A 20665-nucleotide genomic window follows, 5' to 3' on the forward strand; every position below is an offset into this window, starting at 1 on the left:
TTTCAACTGCCCGTATATTGAGCACACCATACCGCGGTGTTCCGCTCCCGACTGACCTGGTATCTTGCCGAGGAGGATGTGTGTCCAGTGCCGACCAAATTCGTGCCATCCGTTGGGAGGAGGGTCAGCTCTGCCTTCTCGATCAAAGGCTGTTGCCGCAGCAGGAAACCTGGTTGAAGCTCAGTGATTATCGCGCGGTGGCGGTAGCGATTCGGCGGATGGTGGTGCGCGGCGCCCCGGCAATCGGCATTACCGCCGCTTATGCCATGGCGCTGGCCGTGCGCGAGGCGAGCACACATGCGGACTGGCAGGCACGCCTGCTGAGTGCCGCCGACGAGATCAAGGCGGCACGACCGACCGCGGTGAATCTCGCCTGGGCGACAGACCGACAACTGGCATTGGCGCAATCGGCGTCTACCGCGGGGCAGGCCGTTGCCGCGCTTTTACAGGCCGCTCATGACCTGCTCCGCGATGACATCGCCGATAACCAGCGTATGGGCCGTTATGGTGCGGAGCTCTTGCCGGCGGAGGGCGGTATCCTCACCCATTGCAATACGGGCAGTCTGGCGACCGGCGGATACGGCACGGCACTGGGCGTGATTCGTGCAGGGATTTCCGCGGGTAAGCAGCTCCATATCTATGCTGATGAGACCAGGCCCTGGCTGCAGGGCGCGCGCCTCACCGCCTGGGAGTTGCAGAAGGACGGTATTCCCTTCCATCTCCATGCCGACAGCGCCGCGGCCTATCTGATGCAGCAGGGTCTGATCCATGCGGTGATCGTTGGTGCCGACCGCATTGCCGCCAATGGCGACGCGGCAAACAAAATTGGCACCTACAGCCTCGCCGTACTGGCGCAATATCATCAGATTCCTTTTTATGTCGCGGCGCCTTTGAGTACGGTGGATTTCGCCATGCCCGATGGCGGCGGCATCGTCATCGAAGAGCGCCCCGCCGCCGAGGTACGGCAGTGTGCGGGCCATGCGGTGGCACCCGAAGGCGTCGAAGTGCGCAATCCGGCTTTTGATGTCACCCCCGCCAGCCTGATCACCGCCATTATCACCGAGCGCGGCGTGGCGCGCCCGGGGTTTCCGGTGGCGCTCCAGGCGCTGGCCGCTGGCCACATGCAGGCTTAGCCCCGCTGTGGCATAATGCCGTGTTGAAAAAATAATCAGGGGTACTCAGTCTCCACATGATCGAATTCGCCAAAGAAACCATTCCTGTCAGTCTCGAAAAGGAGATGCGCCAGTCCTACCTCGATTACGCCATGAGCGTGATCGTCGGTCGTGCCCTGCCGGACGCCCGCGACGGCCTCAAGCCAGTGCATCGTCGTGTGCTCTTCGCCATGCACGAGATGAGCAACGACTGGAACAAACCCTATAAGAAGTCGGCGCGTGTCGTCGGTGATGTCATCGGTAAATACCATCCCCACGGCGACACCGCCGTCTATGACACGATGGTGCGGATGGCGCAGGACTTTTCCATGCGCTACCCGCTCATCGACGGGCAGGGTAACTTTGGTTCGGTGGATGGCGACAGCCCCGCCGCCATGCGCTACACCGAAGTGCGCATGTCCCGCATTGCCCACGAGATGCTGGCGGATCTGGAAAAGGAGACCGTTGATTTCGGCCCCAACTACGATGAAAAGGAGATGGAACCGCTGGTCATGCCAGCGCGTATCCCCAATCTGCTGATCAATGGCTCGGCGGGCATCGCGGTCGGTATGGCGACCAATATCCCGCCCCACAATCTGACGGAAGTGATCAATGCCTGTCTGGCGCTGGTGGATGATCCAGAGACTCCGGATGAAGACCTGTTTACCTTGGTCCCGGCGCCGGATTTCCCGACGGCGGGCTTCATTCATGGCCGTGCCGGCAGTATCGAAGCCTACCGCACTGGTCGGGGCCGCGTGGTCATGCGCGCGCGCTGTGAGTTCGAGACGGACAAAAAATCCAACCGGCAGAGCATCATCGTCACCGAATTGCCCTATCAGGTGAACAAGGCCAAACTCATCGAGCGCATCGCCGAGATGGTCAAGGAAAAGCGTCTGGAAGGCATCAGTGACCTGCGCGACGAGTCCGACAAATCGGGTATGCGTATCGCCATTGAACTCAAGCGGGATGCCAATGCCGACGTGGTGCTGAATAATCTTTACCAGCACACGGTTATGCAGAGCGTGTTCAATATCAATATGGTGGCGCTGCTGGACGGGGCACCGCGGACCCTCGGTCTGCGCGATCTGCTGCAGGCCTTCATCCAGCATCGCCGCGAGGTGGTCACTCGGCGCACCGTCTTCGAGCTGAAGAAGGCACGCGATCGCGCCCATATCCTGGAAGGCTTGGCGGTGGCTCTGGTCAATCTGGACCCGCTCATCAGCCTGATCCGGGCGGCGGCCAGCCCGGCGGAAGCCAAGGCGCAGATGCTGGCGAAGTCCTGGGAGCCGGGCATGGTCGCGGCGCTGCTGGTCGAACGTGGCGAACCCTCGGAGGGGATGCACGCGGACGGATATCACCTGTCCGAATTGCAGGCCCAGGCCATTCTCGATTTGCGTTTGCACCGTCTGACGGGGCTGGAGCAGGACAAAATCCGCGATGAATATCTGGCCTTGCTAGATCGCATCCGCGAGCTGCTGGAGATTCTCGGCTCGAAGACCCGGCTCATGGAGGTCATCCGCGAAGAGCTGGTGGCCATCCGCGATCAGTACGGGGATGCCCGGCGCAGCGAGATCGTGGCGGATACCGGTGATATTTCGACGGAAGATCTGATTACCGAAGAGGAAATGGTGGTGACCTTCACCCACGCCGGTTATATCAAGGCGCAGCCGGTGACGGTCTTCAATGCCCAGAGACGGGGCGGCAAGGGCAAGATGGCCACTACCACCAAAGAAGAAGACTTTGTCGAACGTATGTTCTGCGCTTCGACCCATGCCTATTGTTTGTTCTTCAGCAATCTCGGTAAAGTCTTCTGGCAAAAGGTGTATCAGTTGCCGCAGGCAGGCCGTGGCGCCAAGGGCAAGCCCATCGTCAACCTGCTGTCGCTGGCGCCCACGGAGCGCATCACCGCCGTGTTGCCGGTGCGTGACTTTACCGAGGGCCAGTTTGTCTGCATGGTTACCTCCCTGGGTGTTGTCAAAAAGACACCGGTCATGGAGTATTCCCGCCCGCGCAGCCAGGGGATCAATGCCATCAACCTTGATCCCGGTGATCGTCTGGTCGCCGTTGGCCTCTCCGACGGGCAGCGCGAGTTCATGCTCTTTACTCGGCATGGCATGGCGGTGCGCTTCCCCGAGGCGAAGGTTCGGGCCATGGGTCGCAATGCCCGGGGCGTGCGCGGCATCAGTCTGGAAGAGAATGACCGGGTGATTTCGGCACAGTGGGTGGACTCCAGTCAGGTGATCCTTACCACTACGGCCAATGGTTACGGTAAATTGACGAAAGTGGACGAATACCGCCGCACCAACCGGGGCGGGAAGGGCGTCATTGCCATCCAGACCAACGAGCGTAATGGCGACGTGGTCGGCGCGCTGGCGGTAACGGAGCGGGATGAGTTGATGCTGGTCTCCGACCACGGCACCCTGATTCGTATCGCGGTGAACAGCATCCGCCGTACCGGCCGGAATGCGCAGGGGGTGCGTTTGATTAATCTGGGCGAGGGTGAACAACTCGCGGGACTGGCATTGATTGCCGATACGGACGAAGAGGAGGGGAGCAGACCGATCTGCCCCAGTAAATGTACTATGAATCAAACCATTTTCAATTTTAGCGCTGGTCCCGCGGTTTTGCCCCACGTGGTTCTGGAACAGGTTCAGGCAGAGCTCCTGGATTGGCATGGCAGCGGCATGTCGGTCATGGAAATGAGCCATCGTGGTCCTGAATTCATGAAGATCGCCGCCGAGGCTGAGCAGGATCTTCGCGATCTCCTGGACATTCCGGCCAATTACAAGATTTTGTTTTTGCAGGGCGGAGCGACGCTGCAATTCGCCATGGTTCCGCTGAACCTGCTGCGCGGTCATGGCAAGGCCAGCTATGTACAGACGGGAATCTGGTCCAAGAAAGCGATTGCGGAAGCTCGGCGCTTTACTGCGGTGGAGATTGCCGCCAGCAACGAGGGTCGTCACGCCAGCTACGTGCCCATGCAGGCGGACTGGCAGGTCAGCCCGGATACTGCATATGTGCACATTACCGGGAATGAAACCATCGGCGGCGTGGAGTTCGACTTCATTCCGGATCTGGGCGATATCCCGCTGGTCAGCGATGCCTCTTCCCATATTCTTTCCAAGCCCATGGATGTCAGCCGTTTCGGTCTGATATACGCCGGCGCGCAGAAAAATATCGGCCCCGCCGGACTGACCCTGGTCATCGTCCGTGATGACCTCATCGGCCATGCACCGGCAAACACAGCCACCATGCTGGATTACGCCGTCTATGCCAAAGAGGAATCCATGCATAATACGCCGCCGACCTTCGCCATCTATGTCGCCGGTCTGGTTTTCAAGTGGCTCAAACAGCTCGGCGGCCTGGAAAAGATGGCGGAGATCAACGCGCGAAAGGCCCGGTTGCTCTATGACGCCATCGATGAATCCCGTGGGTTTTATGCCAACCCGGTGGAACCCCGCAATCGCTCACGCATGAATGTGCCTTTTACGCTGGCGGATGCGGCCATGGATGAAGCCTTTCTCAAGGGCGCCAGGAGTCATGGCTTGATCCAGCTCAAGGGACACCGCTCGGTGGGCGGTATGCGCGCCTCCATTTACAACGCGATGCCGGAGGCTGGCGTGCAGATCTTGGCGGACTACCTGCGGGACTTTGCCCGCCAGCACGGTTGAGGAGCGCCACCATGCCGACCGTTTTGATCGCCGATAAAATGTCAGCACGCGCGGTAGAAATATTTCACGAACGTGGTATCGCCGTGGAGGTGAAAACCGGACTGGGCAAAGAGGCACTTTGCGCGATCATCGGTCAGTACGATGGTCTGGCGATACGCTCGGCGACCAACGTGGATGCCGACGTGCTCGCCGCTGCCAGTCGCCTGAAGGTGGTGGGGCGGGCTGGTATCGGTGTGGACAATGTCGATATCCACGCGGCCAGCAAACGCGGCGTGATCGTCATGAATACCCCCTATGGCAACACGGTGACGACCGCAGAGCATGCCATCGCCTTGATGATGGCGGCGGCACGGATGATCCCCCAGGCCACCATGAGCCTGAAGGCGGGGCAGTGGGAAAAATCCCGTTTCCAGGGGGTCGAACTCTACCAGAAGACCCTGGGCGTCATTGGCACGGGTAATATCGGTTCGCTGGTGATTGCCCGTGCCCAAGGTCTGGGGATGCGGGTCATCGCCTACGATCCCTATCTCTCCAAAATCCGTGCGGCCGATCTCGGTGTGGAACTGGTGGAGATGGATACGCTGCTGGCCCGCGCCGATTTTTTAACGGTCCATACGCCGCTGACGGATGCTACCCGGAACCTTTTCCGTGCCGAGACCTTTGCCAAAATGAAGCCGGGCGCCATTCTGGTGAATGCCGCACGTGGCTGCATCGTGGATGAGGCAGCCCTATACGATGCCTTGAAATCCCGGCACTTGCGCGCCGCAGCTCTGGATGTTTTCTGTAAGGAGCCGGTGCATGGCGACAATCCTTTGCTGGAACTGGACAACTTCATCTGTACGCCGCACCTCGGGGCTTCCACTGAAGAGGCACAGGTCAATGTCGCCATCCAGGTAGCCGAGCAGATCAGTGCCTATCTGTTGCGCGGCGTGGTCCAGAATGCGGTCAATCTGCCGTCCGTCAGAGAGGAGGAATTGCCGCTGTTGCAGCCCTACCTCAATCTCGGAGAGCGGCTCGGACTGGTTCTGGGGCAACTGGCAGGGTCCGGGCTGCGCGAAGTGGTGATCGAATATGCCGGCGAAGTTGCCGAGCTCAATACGGCGGCCCTCACCACCGCCATTCTCAAGGGCATTCTGCAAAGTTCCCTGCCGGAAACCATCAACGCCGTCAACGCCCCGGTGCTCGCCAAGGAGCGCGGCATAGGCATCGAAACCCGCAAACGCGAATCAGCCGACGAACTGCGCGCCCGGATCGCGGTGACGCTGCGTATGGATCAGGGTGAGCGGGTGGCGGTGGGAACCCTGGTTCATGAGCATCAGGCCCGTCTGGTTCAACTGGATGGTATCGACGTGGAAATGCCTCTGGCGGGGGATCTGCTCTATATCCAGAATCGCGACGAGCCCGGTCTGATCGGGCGCATCGGTGGGTTGCTGGGCGCGGCGGGCATCAATATTGCGCAATTTCACTTGGGCCGCGAAAAACCGGCGGGGGCAGCGCTCTCCTTCATTGCCGTCGACCAGCCGCTGACGGCAGTGTTGCTGGAGCAGGTTGCCGCCCTCCCGGGAGTTTTGGCTGCGCGCATGTTGCGGTTATGAAAAACCCGGAACTGGCGGCCCTGCGTAAGGCCATCGATCAGGTCGATCAGCAGTTTCTGCAACTGCTCGGCGAGCGGGGCCGGCTTGCGCAGCAGGTCGGTGCTGTCAAACAGGCTGCGGGCGAAGTGAATTTTTACCATCCTGACCGTGAGTCGGAGATTCTCCGTCGGGTCATGGCCGACAACCCGGGGCCCTTTTCCAGTGAACAGGTTGCCATCATTTTTCGGGAGATCATCTCTGCAGGTCTGGCCCTGGAGCAACCCCTGCAAGTGGCCTATCTTGGACCCGCCGGCACGTTTTCGCAGATCGCGGCGCAGAAGCATTTCGGGCGCGCCGCCGTCCTGCAGCCCACCGCGGGGATCGCCGAAATTTTCCGCCTGGTGGACAGTGACCAGGCCCGGTTCGGTGTGGTGCCGGTGGAGAACAGCACTGAAGGTTCCGTCAATCTCAGTCTGGATCTGCTCCTGGACTACCCTTTGCAGATCTGCGGCGAGGTCCAGTTACGCATCGTCCATAATCTGGTGGCCAAGGTGCCCATCTCCACCGTTCGCCGTGTCTACGTTCATTATCAGACCAGGGCCCAGTGCCGTCAGTGGCTCGCGACCCACTTGCCGCAGGCGGAATTGGTGGATGTGGCCAGCAACGCGGTTGCCGCGGAACGGGCTGCGGCAGATGCCGATGGCAGCGCCATTTCCACGACCCTCGCCGCGGAAGCGTACGGCCTCGACATTCTGGTCGCGGGGATCGAAGACAACCCGGAGAACACCACCCGTTTTCTGATCATTGGCAAAATCCATACGCGACCTACGGGGAATGACAAGACCAGCCTGGTGGTAGCCGCCGCCAATCATCCGGGGAGTCTGCATGCGCTGCTGTCGCCGCTGGCCGACGCGGGCATCAGCCTGACGCGCATCGAGTCACGGCCGGCACGCTCGGCCATCTGGGAGTACGTCTTTTATCTCGACTTGCTGGGCCATTGTCAGGATGCCGCCATCGCGCCGGTGCTGGATGTTCTCGCGCAACAGGCGTCCTTTTGTCGTTGTCTCGGCAGTTATCCCCGGGCGGTATTTTGAAATGTGCAATAGCTATCTGGAATATGCGGCGGCGGGTGTATCCGACCTGCGTCCTTATCAGCCGGGCAAGCCCCTGGCGGAACTGGAACGGGAACTGGGTATCCGTGACGCCATCAAGCTGGCCTCCAATGAAAATCCGTTAGGTCCGAGCCCTCTGGCGCTGGCGGCCATCCGCGAGGTGTTGCCCGCCCTGGCGCAGTACCCCGAAGGGTCGGCTCCGGAGTTGCGCGCGTTGCTGGCCCGTCAGCTCGATCTGGACCCTGGGCAATTTATTTTCGGCAACGGTTCCGATCAGGTAATGGAGCTTGCGGTGCGTGCCTTTGCCGGGCCGGGTACGGAGGTGATTGTCTCCCAGTATGCCTTTGCCGCTTATGCCATTGCCGCGCAGGCCAGTGGTGCGACTGTACGGGTTGCCCCGGCGCGGGACTACGGTCATGACCTGGATGCCATGGCCAGCCTGATCAACGCCAATACCCGGCTGGTTTTTATCGCCAATCCCAATAATCCCACGGGTACGTATCTTACGGCGGAAGCCCTGGAGACCTTTATCGACAGCGTGCCTTCCCATGCGCTGGTGGTGCTGGACGAAGCCTATCTGGAACTGATGGACGCGGCGGACTATCCGGATGGCAGACGGTGGCTGCGGCGTTTCAGCAATCTGATGCTTACCCGTACTTTTTCCAAGGCCTATGGGCTGGCGGGTCTGCGTTGCGGTTACGGCATCGGCCACCCCGACCTGATGGCGGCACTGGAGCGGGTTCGTCAGCCCTTCAACGTCAATACGTTGGCGCAGGTGGCGGCGCATGCCGCGCTTACGGATCACGCCCATCTGCAGGCCACCCTGGCCAATAATCGTCAGGGAATCGTGGCCCTCCGCGATGGATTGTGCAATCTTGGATTGACAATCCTGCCGCCTGCAGGCAACTTTACCGCCTTTGCCGTGCCGGGAGGTGGACAGCGCGTCTATGAGGCCCTGCTGCTTCGGGGGGTGATCGTCCGGCCGCTTACCCCTTACGGCATGCCGGATCATCTGCGGGTCAGTGTCGGCCTGCCGGTGGAAAACCAACGTTTTCTTACAATGCTGGGCGAGGTCCTGTAACCCTATGATCGTTATTGTCAAACCGCAAGCCACTGCAGAGCAGATGGAGCATCTGCTGGAGCGTATCCGTCAGTACGGTCTGCAGCCCATGGTCAGTACCGGCTCTGAGCGCACCGTGGTGGGTCTGTTGGGAGACGAGCGCTTGCTGCCTGACGGCGCACTGGAATCCTTGCCCGCCGTGGAACAGGTCATGCCCATTCTCAAGCCCTACAAGCTCGTCAGCCGTGAGTTCAAATCCACCGATACGGTCATTGAGGTGCGGGGGATCCCCATCGGTGGCAGGCAGATTCAGGTGATCGCAGGCCCCTGCTCGGTTGAAACGCCAGAGCAGATGCGCAGTTCTGCAGAAGCGGTCAAGGCGGCGGGATGCCGTCTGATGCGCGGCGGGGCATTCAAACCCCGTACCAGTCCCTACACGTTTCAGGGCGTGGGCGACGAGGGCCTGGATTATTTCCGGACCGCCGCGGATGCAGTCGGTCTGCCCATCGTCACCGAATTGATGGATGTCCGCAAGATTGATCTATTTCTCGAAAAAGGAGTGGACGTCATCCAGATCGGTACGCGCAATATGCAGAATTTTGATCTCCTCAAGGAAGTCGGTCGCCTGGACGTGCCGGTCATCCTCAAGCGTGGCCTGAGCGCGACCATAAAGGAATGGCTCATGGCGGCAGAATATATCGCCGCCCACGGCAACCACAGGATTATTTTTGCCGAACGTGGCATCCGTACCTTTGAAACGGCCTATCGCAACGTCCTCGACGTCACGGCCATACCGGTTCTCAAGCGAGAGACCCACCTGCCGGTCATCGTCGATCCCAGTCACGCGGGTGGCAAGGCCTGGCTCGTGCCGCAATTATCCAAGGCAGCCATTGCGGCGGGTGCAGATGGTTTGCTGGTGGAGTCGCATCCCTGTCCCGAAGAAGCCTGGTGTGATGCCGATCAGGCTCTGAGTCCGGAGCAACTCACCACGCTGATGGGCGATCTGCGCAGGATTGCCGAGGCCATTGGCCGCGAACTCTAGCATGCCGGGCATCCCCTTCCAGCGAATCGTCATCGTCGGCCTGGGTCTGATGGGCGGCAGTATCGCCAAGGCCCTGCGCAGCGGGGGCTTCGCCGGATCGCTGGTGGGTGTGGTCGTCGATGCGCAAGCGGTTCGACGACTGCGTTCTGCTGCAAAGTATTGGCGGATCAGCCTGACCTGCGAACCGGAACCGGCGTTGCAAAATGCCGACCTGGTGCTGCTCGCCACCCCTCCGCAGATCGCCCTGCGGCAGTTGCCGGAACTGGCACGCTATATATCTGCTACGGGGATGGTCAGCGATGTCGCCAGCATCAAGGCGCCGGTGGCGCAACTGGGTCGTCAGTTGCTGGGGGATCGCTTTATCCCGGGGCACCCCGTGGTGGGTGGGGAAAAAACCGGATTTGCGGCAGCGCGGAAAAATCTTTATCAGGGCGCGCGCGTCATCCTGACGCCCCTGCCGGAACAGGCCCCCGCAGCGCTGGACGCAGTGCGCGGTTTCTGGCAATACCTCGGTGCGACCGTTTCGCAAATGACGCCGGAGGCGCATGACCAGGCTCTTGCCGCGACCAGCCATTTGCCTCATCTGCTGGCCTTTGCCTACATGGCGGGCCTGGCGGATCAGGTCCCCGCTCTGCGGGATCTCGCCGGCGGCGGTCTGCGTGATTTTTCTCGGATAGCGGCCTCTGACCCCGATCTCTGGACCGCCATTCTCGCGGAGAATCGATCGGCCGTCGTACAGCATCTGAAGGTGTTGCAGGAAAATCTCGACTCTGTCCGGCAGATGCTCGCAGGGGACGACACACGCACCCTGAAAGCTTTTCTGGAACAGGGCCGCGCCTGCCGCCAACAGTTTCAATTTCCTCCGCTAACCTACTAATCATGACTCGATACCTCATTCGTCCAGGCAGTCGGCTTGTCGGCCGTTTCCCGGTCCCGGGAGACAAGTCCATTTCCCACCGTGCGGTCATTCTTGGGGCGCTTGCTGAAGGTGTCACGGAAGTGGAGGGGCTGCTGGAGGGCGCCGATGTGCTGGCCACCATCGCCGCTTTTCGCAGCATGGGGGTGCAGATGGAAGGCCCGGATAAAGGGCATCTGCGCATTCATGGGGCTGGCCTGCAGGGGCTGCGCGCGCCGGTTGTTCCTCTGGATTGCGGGAATTCCGGTACCGCCATGCGTCTGTTGGCGGGAGTGCTGGCCGGACAGTCTTTTCCCAGCACTCTGGTTGGCGACGCCAGTTTGCAGAAGCGGCCCATGGGCCGCATTTTGAACCCGTTGCGTGCCATGGGCGCGGAAATCACCGCCCAGGAGGATGGCAGGGCACCTTTACATATTCATGGGCGACCCCTGCACGGCATCGACTATGCCCTGCCAGTGGCGAGCGCCCAGGTCAAATCCGCCGTGTTGTTGGCGGGACTGTATGCCGACGGACAAACCTGCGTGACCGAGCCCGCACCTACGCGCGATCACAGCGAGCGGATGTTGCAAGGTTTCGGCCAACCGGTGGAGCGTCAGGGCCCGCGCGCCTGCCTGCGCGGCGGTGGTCGGTTGCGCGGGCAGGCGCTGCAGGTGCCGGGCGATATTTCGTCGGCCGCGTTCTTCCTGCTCGGCGCCACCATCGCGCCGGGCTCCGATCTCACCCTGGAAGGAATTGGCATCAATCCGACCCGGACCGGTATCATCGAAATCCTCACCCGCATGGGTGCCCGGATCGATCTGACGGCCTTGCGTGAAGTGGGCGGTGAGCCCGTCGCTGATATCCGCGTTCGCCATGCACCATTGCAAGGCATCGCTATCCCGCCCCGTCTGGTACCCCTGGCGATTGATGAGTTCCCCGCGCTGTTCATAGCGGCGGCGTGTGCGAAGGGGCAGACGGTGATTACCGGTGCCGAGGAACTCCGTGTCAAGGAAAGTGACCGCATCGCGGTAATGGCTGGTGGGCTGCGCGCGCTGGGTGTTACGGTAGAAGAGCGTGTGGATGGCGCCATGATCAGCGGATCAGCGCTGCTGGGCGGTCGGGTGGACAGTCATGGGGATCATCGTATTGCGATGGCCTTTGCTATGGCCGCACTGGTGGCGCAGGGGGATGTGGAAATTCTGGACTGCGCCAATGTGGCGACGTCTTTTCCGAGTTTTCCCGCGCTGGCGCAGCAGGCGGGGCTGCTGCTGGAGGTGGTAAGCGCATGAACATCGTCCCCGTCATCACCCTGGATGGTCCCGGCGGGGTCGGTAAGGGCACGCTGGGTCGTCTCTTGGCCCATGATCTGGGTTGGCATCTGCTGGACAGCGGCGCTATATACCGCGCACTGGCGCTGGCGGCGCAACGTGCCGGACTGGATGCAGATAACGAAGCAGCCCTGTCCGGGCTGGCGCGCACCTTGCCGCTGGGTTTTCGGGGCGTCGCCGACGAAACCCATGTGCTACTCGGAGGGGAAGTTGTGGATGCGGAAATCCGCACCCCTGAAGTCAGCGCGCTGACCTCACGGATTGCGGCAATTCCTGCGGTTCGTGCGGCCTTGTTGCAACGCCAGCGGGATTTTCGCCGGGCACCGGGACTGGTGGCCGATGGCCGCGATATGGGGACGGTGGTTTTTCCGGACGCACCGCTCAAGGTGTTTCTTACCGCCAGCGCCGAAGAACGCGGTAAGCGCCGTCTGAATCAGTTGATGGAACAGGGTATTAGTGCTAGTCTCGCCACAGTTGTGGCGGAAATTGCGGAACGCGATGCCCGGGACCAGCAGCGCAGCGTGGCACCGCTCCGGCCCGCGCCCGATGCAAAGATCCTGGATACCAGCGAACAAAGCGTTTCCGACACATACAGGGTCCTGCAAAGCTGGGTTCGATCTGCTTTTCAGGAAAATTAAAACCGCCATTTATGGCATCGAGCAGTGATTCAAGGGGCGCCCATGGCGTGCCCGGTAAATGAGGCCTACTGAAATTTATGACCACCCCTAACGCTGAAACGCTTGTTGAACCCAGTTTTGCCGAAATGTTTGAAGAAAGCCAGAGCACCCAGGGCCTCAAGCCCGGCGAGTTGCTCACCGGCATCGTGACCCGCGTCGATAACGACTTTGTCGTCGTCGACGTGGGCCTCAAGTCGGAAGGACCGATTCCCGCCGAGCAGTTCCGCAATGCGGAAGGCGAAATAGAGGTGAAAGTCGGGGACTCCGTAGAGGTCTGTCTGGAGCTGGTGGAAGACGGTATGGGCGAAACCCGTCTCTCCCGTGAAAAAGCTCGCCGCGCCAAGACCTGGGTCGACCTGGAGAAGTCCTTCAACGACAACGCCGTGGTGCATGGCTTCCTCACCGGCAAGGTGAAAGGTGGTTTCACTGTCAGTATCGACGGTGTGCGTGCCTTCCTGCCCGGCTCTCTGGTCGACGTGCGCCCGGTACGGGATGTGGCGTATCTCGAAGGCAAAGACCTCGAGATGAAGATCATCAAGCTGGACCGCAAGCGTAACAATGTGGTGGTCTCCCGCCGTGCGGTGGTCGAGCAGGAACAGAGCGTGGAACGCGGCGCGCTGCTGGAAAGCATTCAGGAAGGCGCGATTCTCGAAGGCGTGGTCAAGAACCTCACCGATTACGGCGCGTTTATCGACCTCGGTGGTATCGACGGCCTGCTGCATATCACCGATATGGGCTGGCGCCGGGTCAAGCATCCCAGCGAAGTGGTCACCGTGGGCGGTGAAGTGCGTGTCCTGGTCCTGAAGTTCGACCGCGAGCGTGGCCGTATCTCTCTCGGTATGAAGCAGCTGGGTGAAGACCCCTGGCGTGATATTGCCCGCCGTTATCCGGAGGCCACCCGAATTTTCGGTAAGGTCACCAACGTTACGGATTACGGCGCGTTCGTCGAGATCGAGGAAGGCGTCGAAGGTTTGGTGCATGTCTCCGAAATCGACTGGACCAACAAGAACATCAATCCGGCCAAGGCCCTGCATGTCGGCCAGGAAGTCGAAGTGATGATCCTCGATATCGACGAAGAGCGTCGCCGCATTTCGCTGGGTATCAAGCAGTGCCTGCCCAATCCGTGGGACGACTTCGCGCAGAACTTCCAGAAGGGCGATCGTGTCTCCGGTCAGATCAAGAGTATTACCGACTTCGGTGTGTTCGTCGGTCTGGATGGTGGTATCGACGGCCTGATCCATCTTTCCGATCTTGCCTGGGATCGTGCCGGCGAAGAAGCGGTACGGGACTTCAAGAAGGGTGATACTCTGGATGCGGTGGTCCTCAGCATTGATCCGGAGCGGGAGCGTATCAGTCTCGGCGTCAAGCAGATGGAAACCGATCCGTTCATTCAGTTTGTGGTGGCCAATGAAAAGGGTGCCCTGGTGGAGGGTGAGGTGATTTCAGTGGACAGCCGTGGTGCCGAGATTCGGCTTGGCGAGGGCGTGGAAGGATTCCTGCCCCATCGTGAACTGGCGCGTGGCGTGACCTTGTCAGCCGGGGATAAGATCGAAGTCAGCATTGCAATGGTGGACCGCAAGAACCGTACTCTGACGCTCAGCACCAAGGCTCGGGAAGCCGCCGTTTCCCAGGAAGAGCAAACAGCAGCGGTACAGCAATATGCGCGTAGTGCGGCGACGGGCACCACCAGTCTGGGCGACCTGATCAAAGAACAGCTCAAGCGTAAGCAGGAAGAGGAAAGTTAAGCACAAATCTTCTCTTCCGATCATGTGCTGATCGGGAATATGGGGTAATTGAGGTGGCGTCAGGGAAAGGCTTTTCTGAAGCGTTAACCTGCCGCTTGCCTTTTTGATTTTATGATGTCCTGTCAATTCACCATTCTTTGTAAGAAGCTAATAAACCATGACTAAATCAGAATTGATCAAAAACATCAGCGCACAATATCCGCACTTGAGTGTTCGTGATATTGAAATGGCCACCCGCCAGATGCTCGATTATCTGAGTGATGCGCTGGCTGAAGGGGAACGTATTGAAATTCGTGGTTTTGGAAGTTTTTCCATGCATGTGCGCCCTGCCAAGCAGGGGCGTAATCCGAAAACGGGAGAGCCGGTTCTGGTGCCTGAAAAGCGGGTTCCGCATTTCAAACCTGGCAAGGAGCTCCGTGAGCAGGTTGATTACCCGGAAGCGGTTGCGGGTGGCAAGGCTTAATTGACGGTTCGGCGTGGTGGATACCATCGTCGTCCTCGTCCTGCTGTTGGCGATCGCGCTGGGCGTCTGGATCGGCCGGGTTACTTCTCCGCGAAAACCTGCGCCGGGTGTCCCCGACACGATTCCCGAAATTTATATTCAGGGACTCAACCATCTCCTCAGTGAGCGCAATGACGAGGCGGTGGAGGTTTTTTTGGATGCGCTGCGGCAACACCCCGAAAGCGTTGACATCCTACTCGCCTTGGGGCGACTCTTCCGGCGTCGCGGAGAGTTGGAGCGCGCCTTGCGGGTGCATCAGTACCTTCTGGATCAGCCGGCGCTGGCATCTGACTTGCGGCAGAGTGTGCTGTTCGAGATTGCACAGGATTACCTCAAGGCCGGGATTCTCGATCGGGCCGAGTCCATCCTCAAAGAACTACTGGATCGTCAACCTGATCATTTGGAGGGCCTTGCCACGCTTGCCGAGTTGTACGAACTGGGCAGCGAGTGGGCCAAGTCTATCGCCGTGCGTCAGCAGTTGCACAAAACGGGTACGCACGGTCAGCGTCCGGTGATTGCCATGCTCTACGGTGAGCTTGCCGAGCAGTCTTTGCTCGCGGGAGAAACGGAGCAGGCGGGGGTCTTTTTAGGGATGGCGCGCAAGGAGGACCCGGAGAATCCACGGGCGTTGGTGGTCGGCGGGCGTATCGCCTTTGACCGGCGGAACTGGGACGATGCCTTCGACCTCTGGAGAAAACTGCTGGATTCCCGGGTGGAGTCCGTAATCCTGCTGGTTCTGGAACCATTTTTGAGCGTTTTACCACATGTTGCGAATGGCGTGGATGCGCAAAAGGCACGGGAACGCCTGTTGGATATGTGTCGTTCGCCGCTGGCGGTAAAACTTCTGGCGCATGCCCTGCAGGGCGTTGAAGGAACCTTGGCGGCGACAACGTATTTAAGGCATCTGCTATTGCGGCAGCCGGACATGCGGGTGATGCAGGTTCTGTTGGAACTGGACCCCGAGGCGCCAGATCCAACATTGTATCCCGTTATGGCGATGACAGTCAGAGGGCTTTCGGTAGAACCGGTGGTTTTTCATTGTCAGACCTGTGGATATCAGAGTCCTCAGTATTATTGGCGTTGCCCTAGTTGCCGTCAGTGGGGCACTTTTTCCGGAGGGTGCAGCTTGTGATTTCGCCGCTCATCATTGCGTTGGATTATGCGGATGAACGCGATGCCCTGGCTTTGGCGGATCAACTTGATCCCGCCCAGTGCCGGGTCAAAGTAGGCAAGGAACTTTTCACTGCAAGTGGCCCCGTCATTGTGAAGCGTCTGCAGGACCGGGGTTTCGACGTATTCCTGGACCTCAAGTTTCACGATATCCCGCAGACTGTTGCCAAAGCCTGCAGGGCGGCATCCCGGCTCGGCGTATGGATGCTCAATGTTCACGCCAGCGGTGGTAGCGCCATGCTGCGCGCAGCGCGTGAAGCCGTGGAAGACGGCGCCGGAACCCGGCGCCCGCTTCTGATCGCGGTGACGGTGCTCACCAGTATGGATGATGACGCGCTGCACGAAGTAGGGGTGAACAGTTCGGTGGTGAAGCAGGTTGGGCGTCTGGCGACACTGGCTGCGGCATGTGCACTGGATGGCCTCGTCTGTTCTGCGCTGGAGGCGGGCCACCTGCGGGATGTATTACCTGAGCTTCTGCGGGTGACTCCGGGGATTCGACCCGCGCAGTACGCGGAGGACGATCAGCGACGTATCATGACGCCTGCGGCGGCACTGGCAGCGGGTTCGGACTTTCTGGTGGTAGGCCGGCCGGTCACGGCTGCGGTGGACCCGGCACGGGCTCTCGGCCAGATATTGAATGAGTTGGTGGCTAAACCCGGCGATGCGCGGGAGCCACGCTGATATGCCGGATTGCGGCGGTGCTGCGGCTGTCCCCCGCATCATACTAGACCATGGAGAAGAAATACTGTGACTGCAGACGAAGTGGTGGCGCTGTACAAAGAAGACGGGGCGCTGCTCCATGGACATTTTCTGTTATCCTCCGGGCGACATAGCGATACCTACCTGCAGTCGGCCAGGGTGCTGCAATATCCGGGGCACGCTGCGCGACTGTGTGCGGCGATGGTGGCGGGTATTCCTGATGATCTGCGGCGGCGCATCTCTTGTGTCGTGGGGCCAGCCATGGGTGCGGTTCTGGTATCCTACGAATGCGGGCGTGCGCTGGGAGTACGCAGCCTGTTTACCGAACGGGAGGCCGGGCAGATGGTGCTGCGCCGGGGCTTTGCGCTGGCGCCGGGTGAGGGCGTCCTGGTGGTCGAAGATATTACGACGACAGGGGGCTCGACACGGGAATGTATGGCGGCTGTTACCGCAGCCGGTGGGCAGGTATTGGCGGCGTCAGCGATCATTGACCGTAGTTCGGGATTCAGCGATTTTGACGGTGCACCATTTTTTCCCCTATTGAAGCTCCCCGTGCTTACCTGGGAAGCTGCCGCCTGCCCGCTCTGCGCGGCAGGTGGAACGCCCGTCAAACCAGGGAGCCGTGGTCTGTCCTGACCTTGAGGGGCGAGCGGCTTGTGTTTACTATCGACGTATAGGCTTAGACAAAATGCAAAAGAAGGATCAGTTCATGCAAATTTCGACACCGGAGGCTGCGCCTCTGGAAAGACACATCCATGTGACCATTCCCGCCAGTGAAGTGGAGAGTGGGGTTTCCCAGCGTCTGCGTAACAAGGCGCGCTCCGCACGTTTGCCGGGTTTCCGGCCCGGCAAGGCGCCCATGACACTCATCGAACGCCATTATGGTTCCGATGCCCTCATGGAGACCTTCGACCATCTTATCAACGAACGCTATTCTCAGGTGGTGCGTGACGAATCTTTACGTCCGGTTGGAAGACCGGAAGTGCAGGTTGAGAAAGGTGGCCGCGGCGAGGACCTCGTGTTTACGGCCGTGGTAGAGGTATACCCCGAATTTGATCCGCAGGTGCCGGACGCCACCGTTATCCGCAAGACGGCTGAAATGACGGATGCGGACGTGGATGCCACCATAGATATCATGCGTCAGCAGCGGCGTTTTTATGTGCCCGCTGAGCGTCCTGCCCAGAACGAAGACCGGGTCACCGTGGATTTTCAGGGAGAGATTGATGGTGTCCCCATGGCGGGTGGCGACGTGACCGATTATTCCGTGGTGCTGGGCTCCGGCCGCTTGCTGCCGGATATCGAACAGGGATTGCTGGGGATGTCCGCGGGAGAAGACCGGACTGTCGCGGTGCAGTTTCCGGCAGAATATCATGTGGCGGAGCTCGCCGGCCAAGCCGCCCAGTTCCATCTGCAGGTCCGGGAAGTGGCAGCGCCACAGTTGCCCGAAGTGGATGCGGCTTTTGCCTTGGCGCTGGGTATCGAGGATGGAGACGTTGCCGTATTGCGGCAGGAAGTGCGGGAAAATCTCGAACGCGAAGCGCAGCGGATCAGCCGGGGCCAGGTAAAAGCGCAGATGCTGGACTTGGTAGTGGCCAGCAACCATCCCGATTTGCCCAGGCAAATGATCGGGCAGGAGCTGGAGCGTTTGCAAAAAGACGCCAATGCAGCGGCTGGTAGCGATCTGGACGCGCTGGCCAGGCGCCGGGTGGTGCTCGGCCTGGTGTTGTCGGAAATCGTCCGGCGCGAAAAGCTGCGGGCATCCCCGGCGGAAGTCACTCAGGTTATCCGGGATATGTCCGAACAGTATGAAGACCCGGAACAGTTCATAAGCTGGTACCGTAGTAAACCCGAGCAGATGGAGCAGGCCGAGGCCCTGGTGCTGGAAGACAAAGTGGTGGCATGGCTTCTGGAGCGTGTTAAAGTGAGTGACGAGGCCGTTAGCTTTAACCAGCTCATCGGCCGGGCGCCGACAGGTGAAACAAACGCGGAATAACCGGTGTCCGACGCTGGCCCGTGTCAACAGACAGGAGCATGGATTATGTGGAAACAGACTGAAGGCCAGATGGCACCCGCCGTACAGGGGCTGGGGTATGTGCCCATGGTGGTCGAACAGACCGGACGCGGTGAGCGATCCTATGATATTTACTCCCGTCTGCTCAAGGAGCGGGTGATTTTTCTGGTGGGCCAGGTGGAAGACATGATGGCCAACCTGGTGGTCGCCCAGTTGCTTTTTCTGGAAGCGGAGAATGACAAGGACATCTCGCTGTATATCAATAGCCCGGGTGGGTCCGTCACTGCGGGCATGGCGATTTATGACACGATGCAGTTCATCCGTCCGAAGGTCAGTACACTCTGCATCGGGCAGGCGGCGAGCATGGGCGCGGTATTGCTGGCCGCCGGTGCCGAAGGCAAGCGTTTTGCGTTGCCCAATGCGCGGATCATGTTGCATCAACCCTCCGGTGGTTTTCAGGGACAGGCGCATGATATCGAGATTCATACCAAAGAAATCCTGCGTATCCGGGAGCGGCTCAATGATATCCTGGTCCATCATACCGGGCAGAGCCGGGAACGCATCGAGCAGGATCTCGACAGGGACTTTTTCATGTCGGCCGAAGAGGCCCAAACCTACCATCTTGTGGACGCCGTGATCAGTCATCGCGGTGAAAACGAGACCGCCTGAACAGGCAGGAGAACAGCTATGGCTGGAAAGCATGAGGGAAGCGGTGAAAAGACGCTGTATTGTTCGTTCTGTGGCAAGAGCCAGCACGAGGTCCGCAAGCTGATCGCCGGTCCTTCGGTGTTCATCTGCGACGAATGCATCGAGTTGTGCAATGACATCGTCAAGGACGAGGTGCTGGATGACCACAGTGAGGCTCAGGACAAGCTGCCCAAGCCCATGGAAATCCGCAAAACGCTGGATGATTACGTGATTGGTCAGGACGTTGCCAAAAAGGTCTTGTCCGTGGCGGTTTACAATCATTACAAGCGTCTGGAACATGGCGGCAAGGACAATGAGGTGGAGCTGGACAAGAGTAATATCCTGCTCATCGGCCCCACCGGTTCGGGCAAGACCCTGCTGGCGCAGACCATGGCTCGCCTCCTGAACGTGCCCTTTGCCATGGCCGATGCCACGACACTCACGGAGGCCGGCTATGTGGGTGAGGATGTCGAAAACATCATCCAGAAACTGCTGCAGAAGTGCGACTATGATGTGGAAAAGGCGCAGACCGGCATCGTCTATATCGATGAGATCGACAAGATCACCCGCAAGTCCGAGAACCCCTCCATCACCCGCGATGTTTCCGGCGAAGGCGTGCAGCAGGCTTTGCTCAAGCTGATTGAAGGGACGGTGGCCTCGGTTCCACCACAAGGCGGCCGCAAACATCCGCAGCAGGAGTTTTTGCAGGTGGACACGCGGCATATCCTCTTTATCTGTGGTGGTGCCTTTGCGGGCCTGGAGAAGTCAGTCTCCGCGCGTCTGGAGAAGGGCGGTATGGGCTTCAATGCGCCCCTCAAGCGCCGCGACAAGGAAGCGACCGCCGCCTTGCTGATGCAGAACCTAGAGCCGGAAGACCTGGTGCGTTATGGCCTGATTCCCGAGTTCGTCGGGCGTCTGCCCATTTTGGCGCTGCTGGAAGAGCTGGACGAAGAGGCGCTCATTTCCATCCTCACTGATCCGAAAAACGCTTTGGTGAAGCAGTATCAGAAGCTTTTTGCCCTGGAAGGCGTGACCCTGGAGTTCCGTACCGAGGCACTGCGGGCCATTGCCAAAAAGGCCCTGACCCGCAAGACCGGGGCACGTGGTCTGCGTTCCATTCTTGAGCAGATTCTGCTGGATACGATGTACGAATTGCCCTCTATGAGTGGCGTGAAAAAGGTGGTGGTGGATGCCGCTGTCGTGGAAAGCGGCACGAAGCCGCTGCTGGTTTACGATGATGCTGCCAAGGTGGATATGTCTCATCCGGCCTGAAGTCGGGCGGGGATCGTCCTTGAAAAGCTCCATCGACGACCCCATCTGCGTTGCTATTGGTAGTAATCA

General features: G+C 59.9%; 17 protein-coding genes and 1 pseudogene. All 18 read left to right on the forward strand.

Features of this window, described 5'->3' with window-relative positions; genetic code table 11:
• Nucleotides 1–80: 80 nt before the first annotated feature.
• Nucleotides 81–1133 (forward strand): S-methyl-5-thioribose-1-phosphate isomerase, encoded by a 1053-nt coding sequence (mtnA, locus tag AFERRID_RS10565; RefSeq protein ID WP_113526729.1) that lies wholly within the window; start codon nt 81–83, stop codon nt 1131–1133.
• Between the two features lie 131 nt (nt 1134–1264).
• A pseudogene (gene gyrA, locus AFERRID_RS10570) lies at nt 1265–3619 on the forward strand (DNA gyrase subunit A); the annotation flags it as partial.
• 114 nt (nt 3620–3733) lie between these two features.
• Entirely contained in the window at nt 3734–4822 is a 1089-nt protein-coding gene (gene serC / locus AFERRID_RS15195) for a 3-phosphoserine/phosphohydroxythreonine transaminase (RefSeq protein ID WP_113526727.1), read from the forward strand.
• A gap of 11 nt (nt 4823–4833) precedes the next feature.
• Nucleotides 4834–6417, forward strand: coding sequence for a phosphoglycerate dehydrogenase (gene serA, locus AFERRID_RS10575; protein WP_113526726.1), 1584 nt, complete (start codon nt 4834–4836; stop codon nt 6415–6417).
• Nucleotides 6414–7490: a prephenate dehydratase gene (pheA, locus tag AFERRID_RS10580; protein ID WP_113526725.1), complete on the forward strand. Its 1077-nt coding sequence runs from the start codon at nt 6414–6416 to the stop codon at nt 7488–7490. Before serA ends, pheA begins: the two co-directional genes overlap by 4 nt.
• Nucleotide 7491: 1 nt before the next feature.
• Entirely contained in the window at nt 7492–8589 is a 1098-nt protein-coding gene (hisC, locus tag AFERRID_RS10585; RefSeq protein WP_113526724.1) for a histidinol-phosphate transaminase, read from the forward strand.
• 4 nt (nt 8590–8593) lie between these two features.
• Nucleotides 8594–9610 (forward strand): 3-deoxy-7-phosphoheptulonate synthase, encoded by a 1017-nt coding sequence (gene aroF / locus AFERRID_RS10590; RefSeq protein WP_113526723.1) that lies wholly within the window; start codon nt 8594–8596, stop codon nt 9608–9610.
• Nucleotides 9594–10487 (forward strand): prephenate dehydrogenase, encoded by an 894-nt coding sequence (locus tag AFERRID_RS10595; protein WP_225981971.1) that lies wholly within the window; start codon nt 9594–9596, stop codon nt 10485–10487. Before aroF ends, AFERRID_RS10595 begins: the two co-directional genes overlap by 17 nt.
• Nucleotides 10488–10489: 2 nt before the next feature.
• Nucleotides 10490–11794 carry a 3-phosphoshikimate 1-carboxyvinyltransferase gene (aroA, locus tag AFERRID_RS10600; protein ID WP_113526721.1) on the forward strand — a complete coding sequence of 435 codons (1305 nt, stop codon included), beginning with the start codon at nt 10490–10492 and terminating at the stop codon, nt 11792–11794.
• Complete coding sequence (gene cmk / locus AFERRID_RS10605) at nt 11791–12471, forward strand: (d)CMP kinase (RefSeq protein ID WP_113526720.1); 681 nt, start codon at nt 11791–11793, stop codon at nt 12469–12471. Before aroA ends, cmk begins: the two co-directional genes overlap by 4 nt.
• A 77-nt stretch (nt 12472–12548) precedes the next feature.
• Entirely contained in the window at nt 12549–14255 is a 1707-nt protein-coding gene (gene rpsA / locus AFERRID_RS10610; RefSeq protein ID WP_113526719.1) for a 30S ribosomal protein S1, read from the forward strand.
• 157 nt (nt 14256–14412) lie between these two features.
• Nucleotides 14413–14718: an integration host factor subunit beta gene (locus tag AFERRID_RS10615; RefSeq protein ID WP_009567461.1), complete on the forward strand. Its 306-nt coding sequence runs from the start codon at nt 14413–14415 to the stop codon at nt 14716–14718.
• A 16-nt stretch (nt 14719–14734) separates the two neighbouring features.
• Complete coding sequence (locus AFERRID_RS10620; RefSeq protein WP_225981972.1) at nt 14735–15889, forward strand: tetratricopeptide repeat protein; 1155 nt, start codon at nt 14735–14737, stop codon at nt 15887–15889.
• A complete protein-coding gene (pyrF, locus tag AFERRID_RS10625) occupies nt 15886–16608 on the forward strand; it encodes an orotidine-5'-phosphate decarboxylase (RefSeq protein ID WP_172959369.1) in 723 nt (240 codons plus the stop codon). Before AFERRID_RS10620 ends, pyrF begins: the two co-directional genes overlap by 4 nt.
• A gap of 66 nt (nt 16609–16674) precedes the next feature.
• Nucleotides 16675–17262, forward strand: a complete 588-nt coding sequence (gene pyrE, locus AFERRID_RS10630; protein ID WP_113526717.1) for an orotate phosphoribosyltransferase — start codon at nt 16675–16677, stop codon at nt 17260–17262.
• 73 nt (nt 17263–17335) lie between these two features.
• On the forward strand, nt 17336–18619 hold the full coding sequence (gene tig / locus AFERRID_RS10635; RefSeq protein WP_225981973.1) for a trigger factor: 1284 nt from the start codon (nt 17336–17338) through the stop codon (nt 18617–18619).
• Nucleotides 18620–18664: 45 nt separating this feature from the next.
• Complete coding sequence (gene clpP / locus AFERRID_RS10640; protein WP_113526715.1) at nt 18665–19306, forward strand: ATP-dependent Clp endopeptidase proteolytic subunit ClpP; 642 nt, start codon at nt 18665–18667, stop codon at nt 19304–19306.
• 18 nt (nt 19307–19324) lie between these two features.
• Entirely contained in the window at nt 19325–20596 is a 1272-nt protein-coding gene (gene clpX / locus AFERRID_RS10645; protein WP_113526714.1) for an ATP-dependent Clp protease ATP-binding subunit ClpX, read from the forward strand.
• The last annotated feature ends 69 nt before the right edge of the window (nt 20597–20665 follow it).

The sequence above is a fragment of the Acidithiobacillus ferridurans genome, from assembly GCF_003966655.1.
GTDB lineage: Bacteria > Pseudomonadota > Gammaproteobacteria > Acidithiobacillales > Acidithiobacillaceae > Acidithiobacillus > Acidithiobacillus ferridurans.

Coding starts and splice junctions, on each gene's coding strand:
- serC (WP_113526727.1), top strand. CDS start 3,734: ATGAATCAAACCATTTTCAATTTTAGCGCTGGTCCCGCGGTTTTGCCC.
- serA (WP_113526726.1), top strand. CDS start 4,834: ATGCCGACCGTTTTGATCGCCGATAAAATGTCAGCACGCGCGGTAGAA.
- pheA (WP_113526725.1), top strand. CDS start 6,414: ATGAAAAACCCGGAACTGGCGGCCCTGCGTAAGGCCATCGATCAGGTC.
- hisC (WP_113526724.1), top strand. CDS start 7,492: ATGTGCAATAGCTATCTGGAATATGCGGCGGCGGGTGTATCCGACCTG.
- aroF (WP_113526723.1), top strand. CDS start 8,594: ATGATCGTTATTGTCAAACCGCAAGCCACTGCAGAGCAGATGGAGCAT.
- aroA (WP_113526721.1), top strand. CDS start 10,490: ATGACTCGATACCTCATTCGTCCAGGCAGTCGGCTTGTCGGCCGTTTC.
- cmk (WP_113526720.1), top strand. CDS start 11,791: ATGAACATCGTCCCCGTCATCACCCTGGATGGTCCCGGCGGGGTCGGT.
- rpsA (WP_113526719.1), top strand. CDS start 12,549: ATGACCACCCCTAACGCTGAAACGCTTGTTGAACCCAGTTTTGCCGAA.
- AFERRID_RS10615 (WP_009567461.1), top strand. CDS start 14,413: ATGACTAAATCAGAATTGATCAAAAACATCAGCGCACAATATCCGCAC.
- tig (WP_225981973.1), top strand. CDS start 17,336: ATGCAAATTTCGACACCGGAGGCTGCGCCTCTGGAAAGACACATCCAT.
- clpP (WP_113526715.1), top strand. CDS start 18,665: ATGTGGAAACAGACTGAAGGCCAGATGGCACCCGCCGTACAGGGGCTG.
- clpX (WP_113526714.1), top strand. CDS start 19,325: ATGGCTGGAAAGCATGAGGGAAGCGGTGAAAAGACGCTGTATTGTTCG.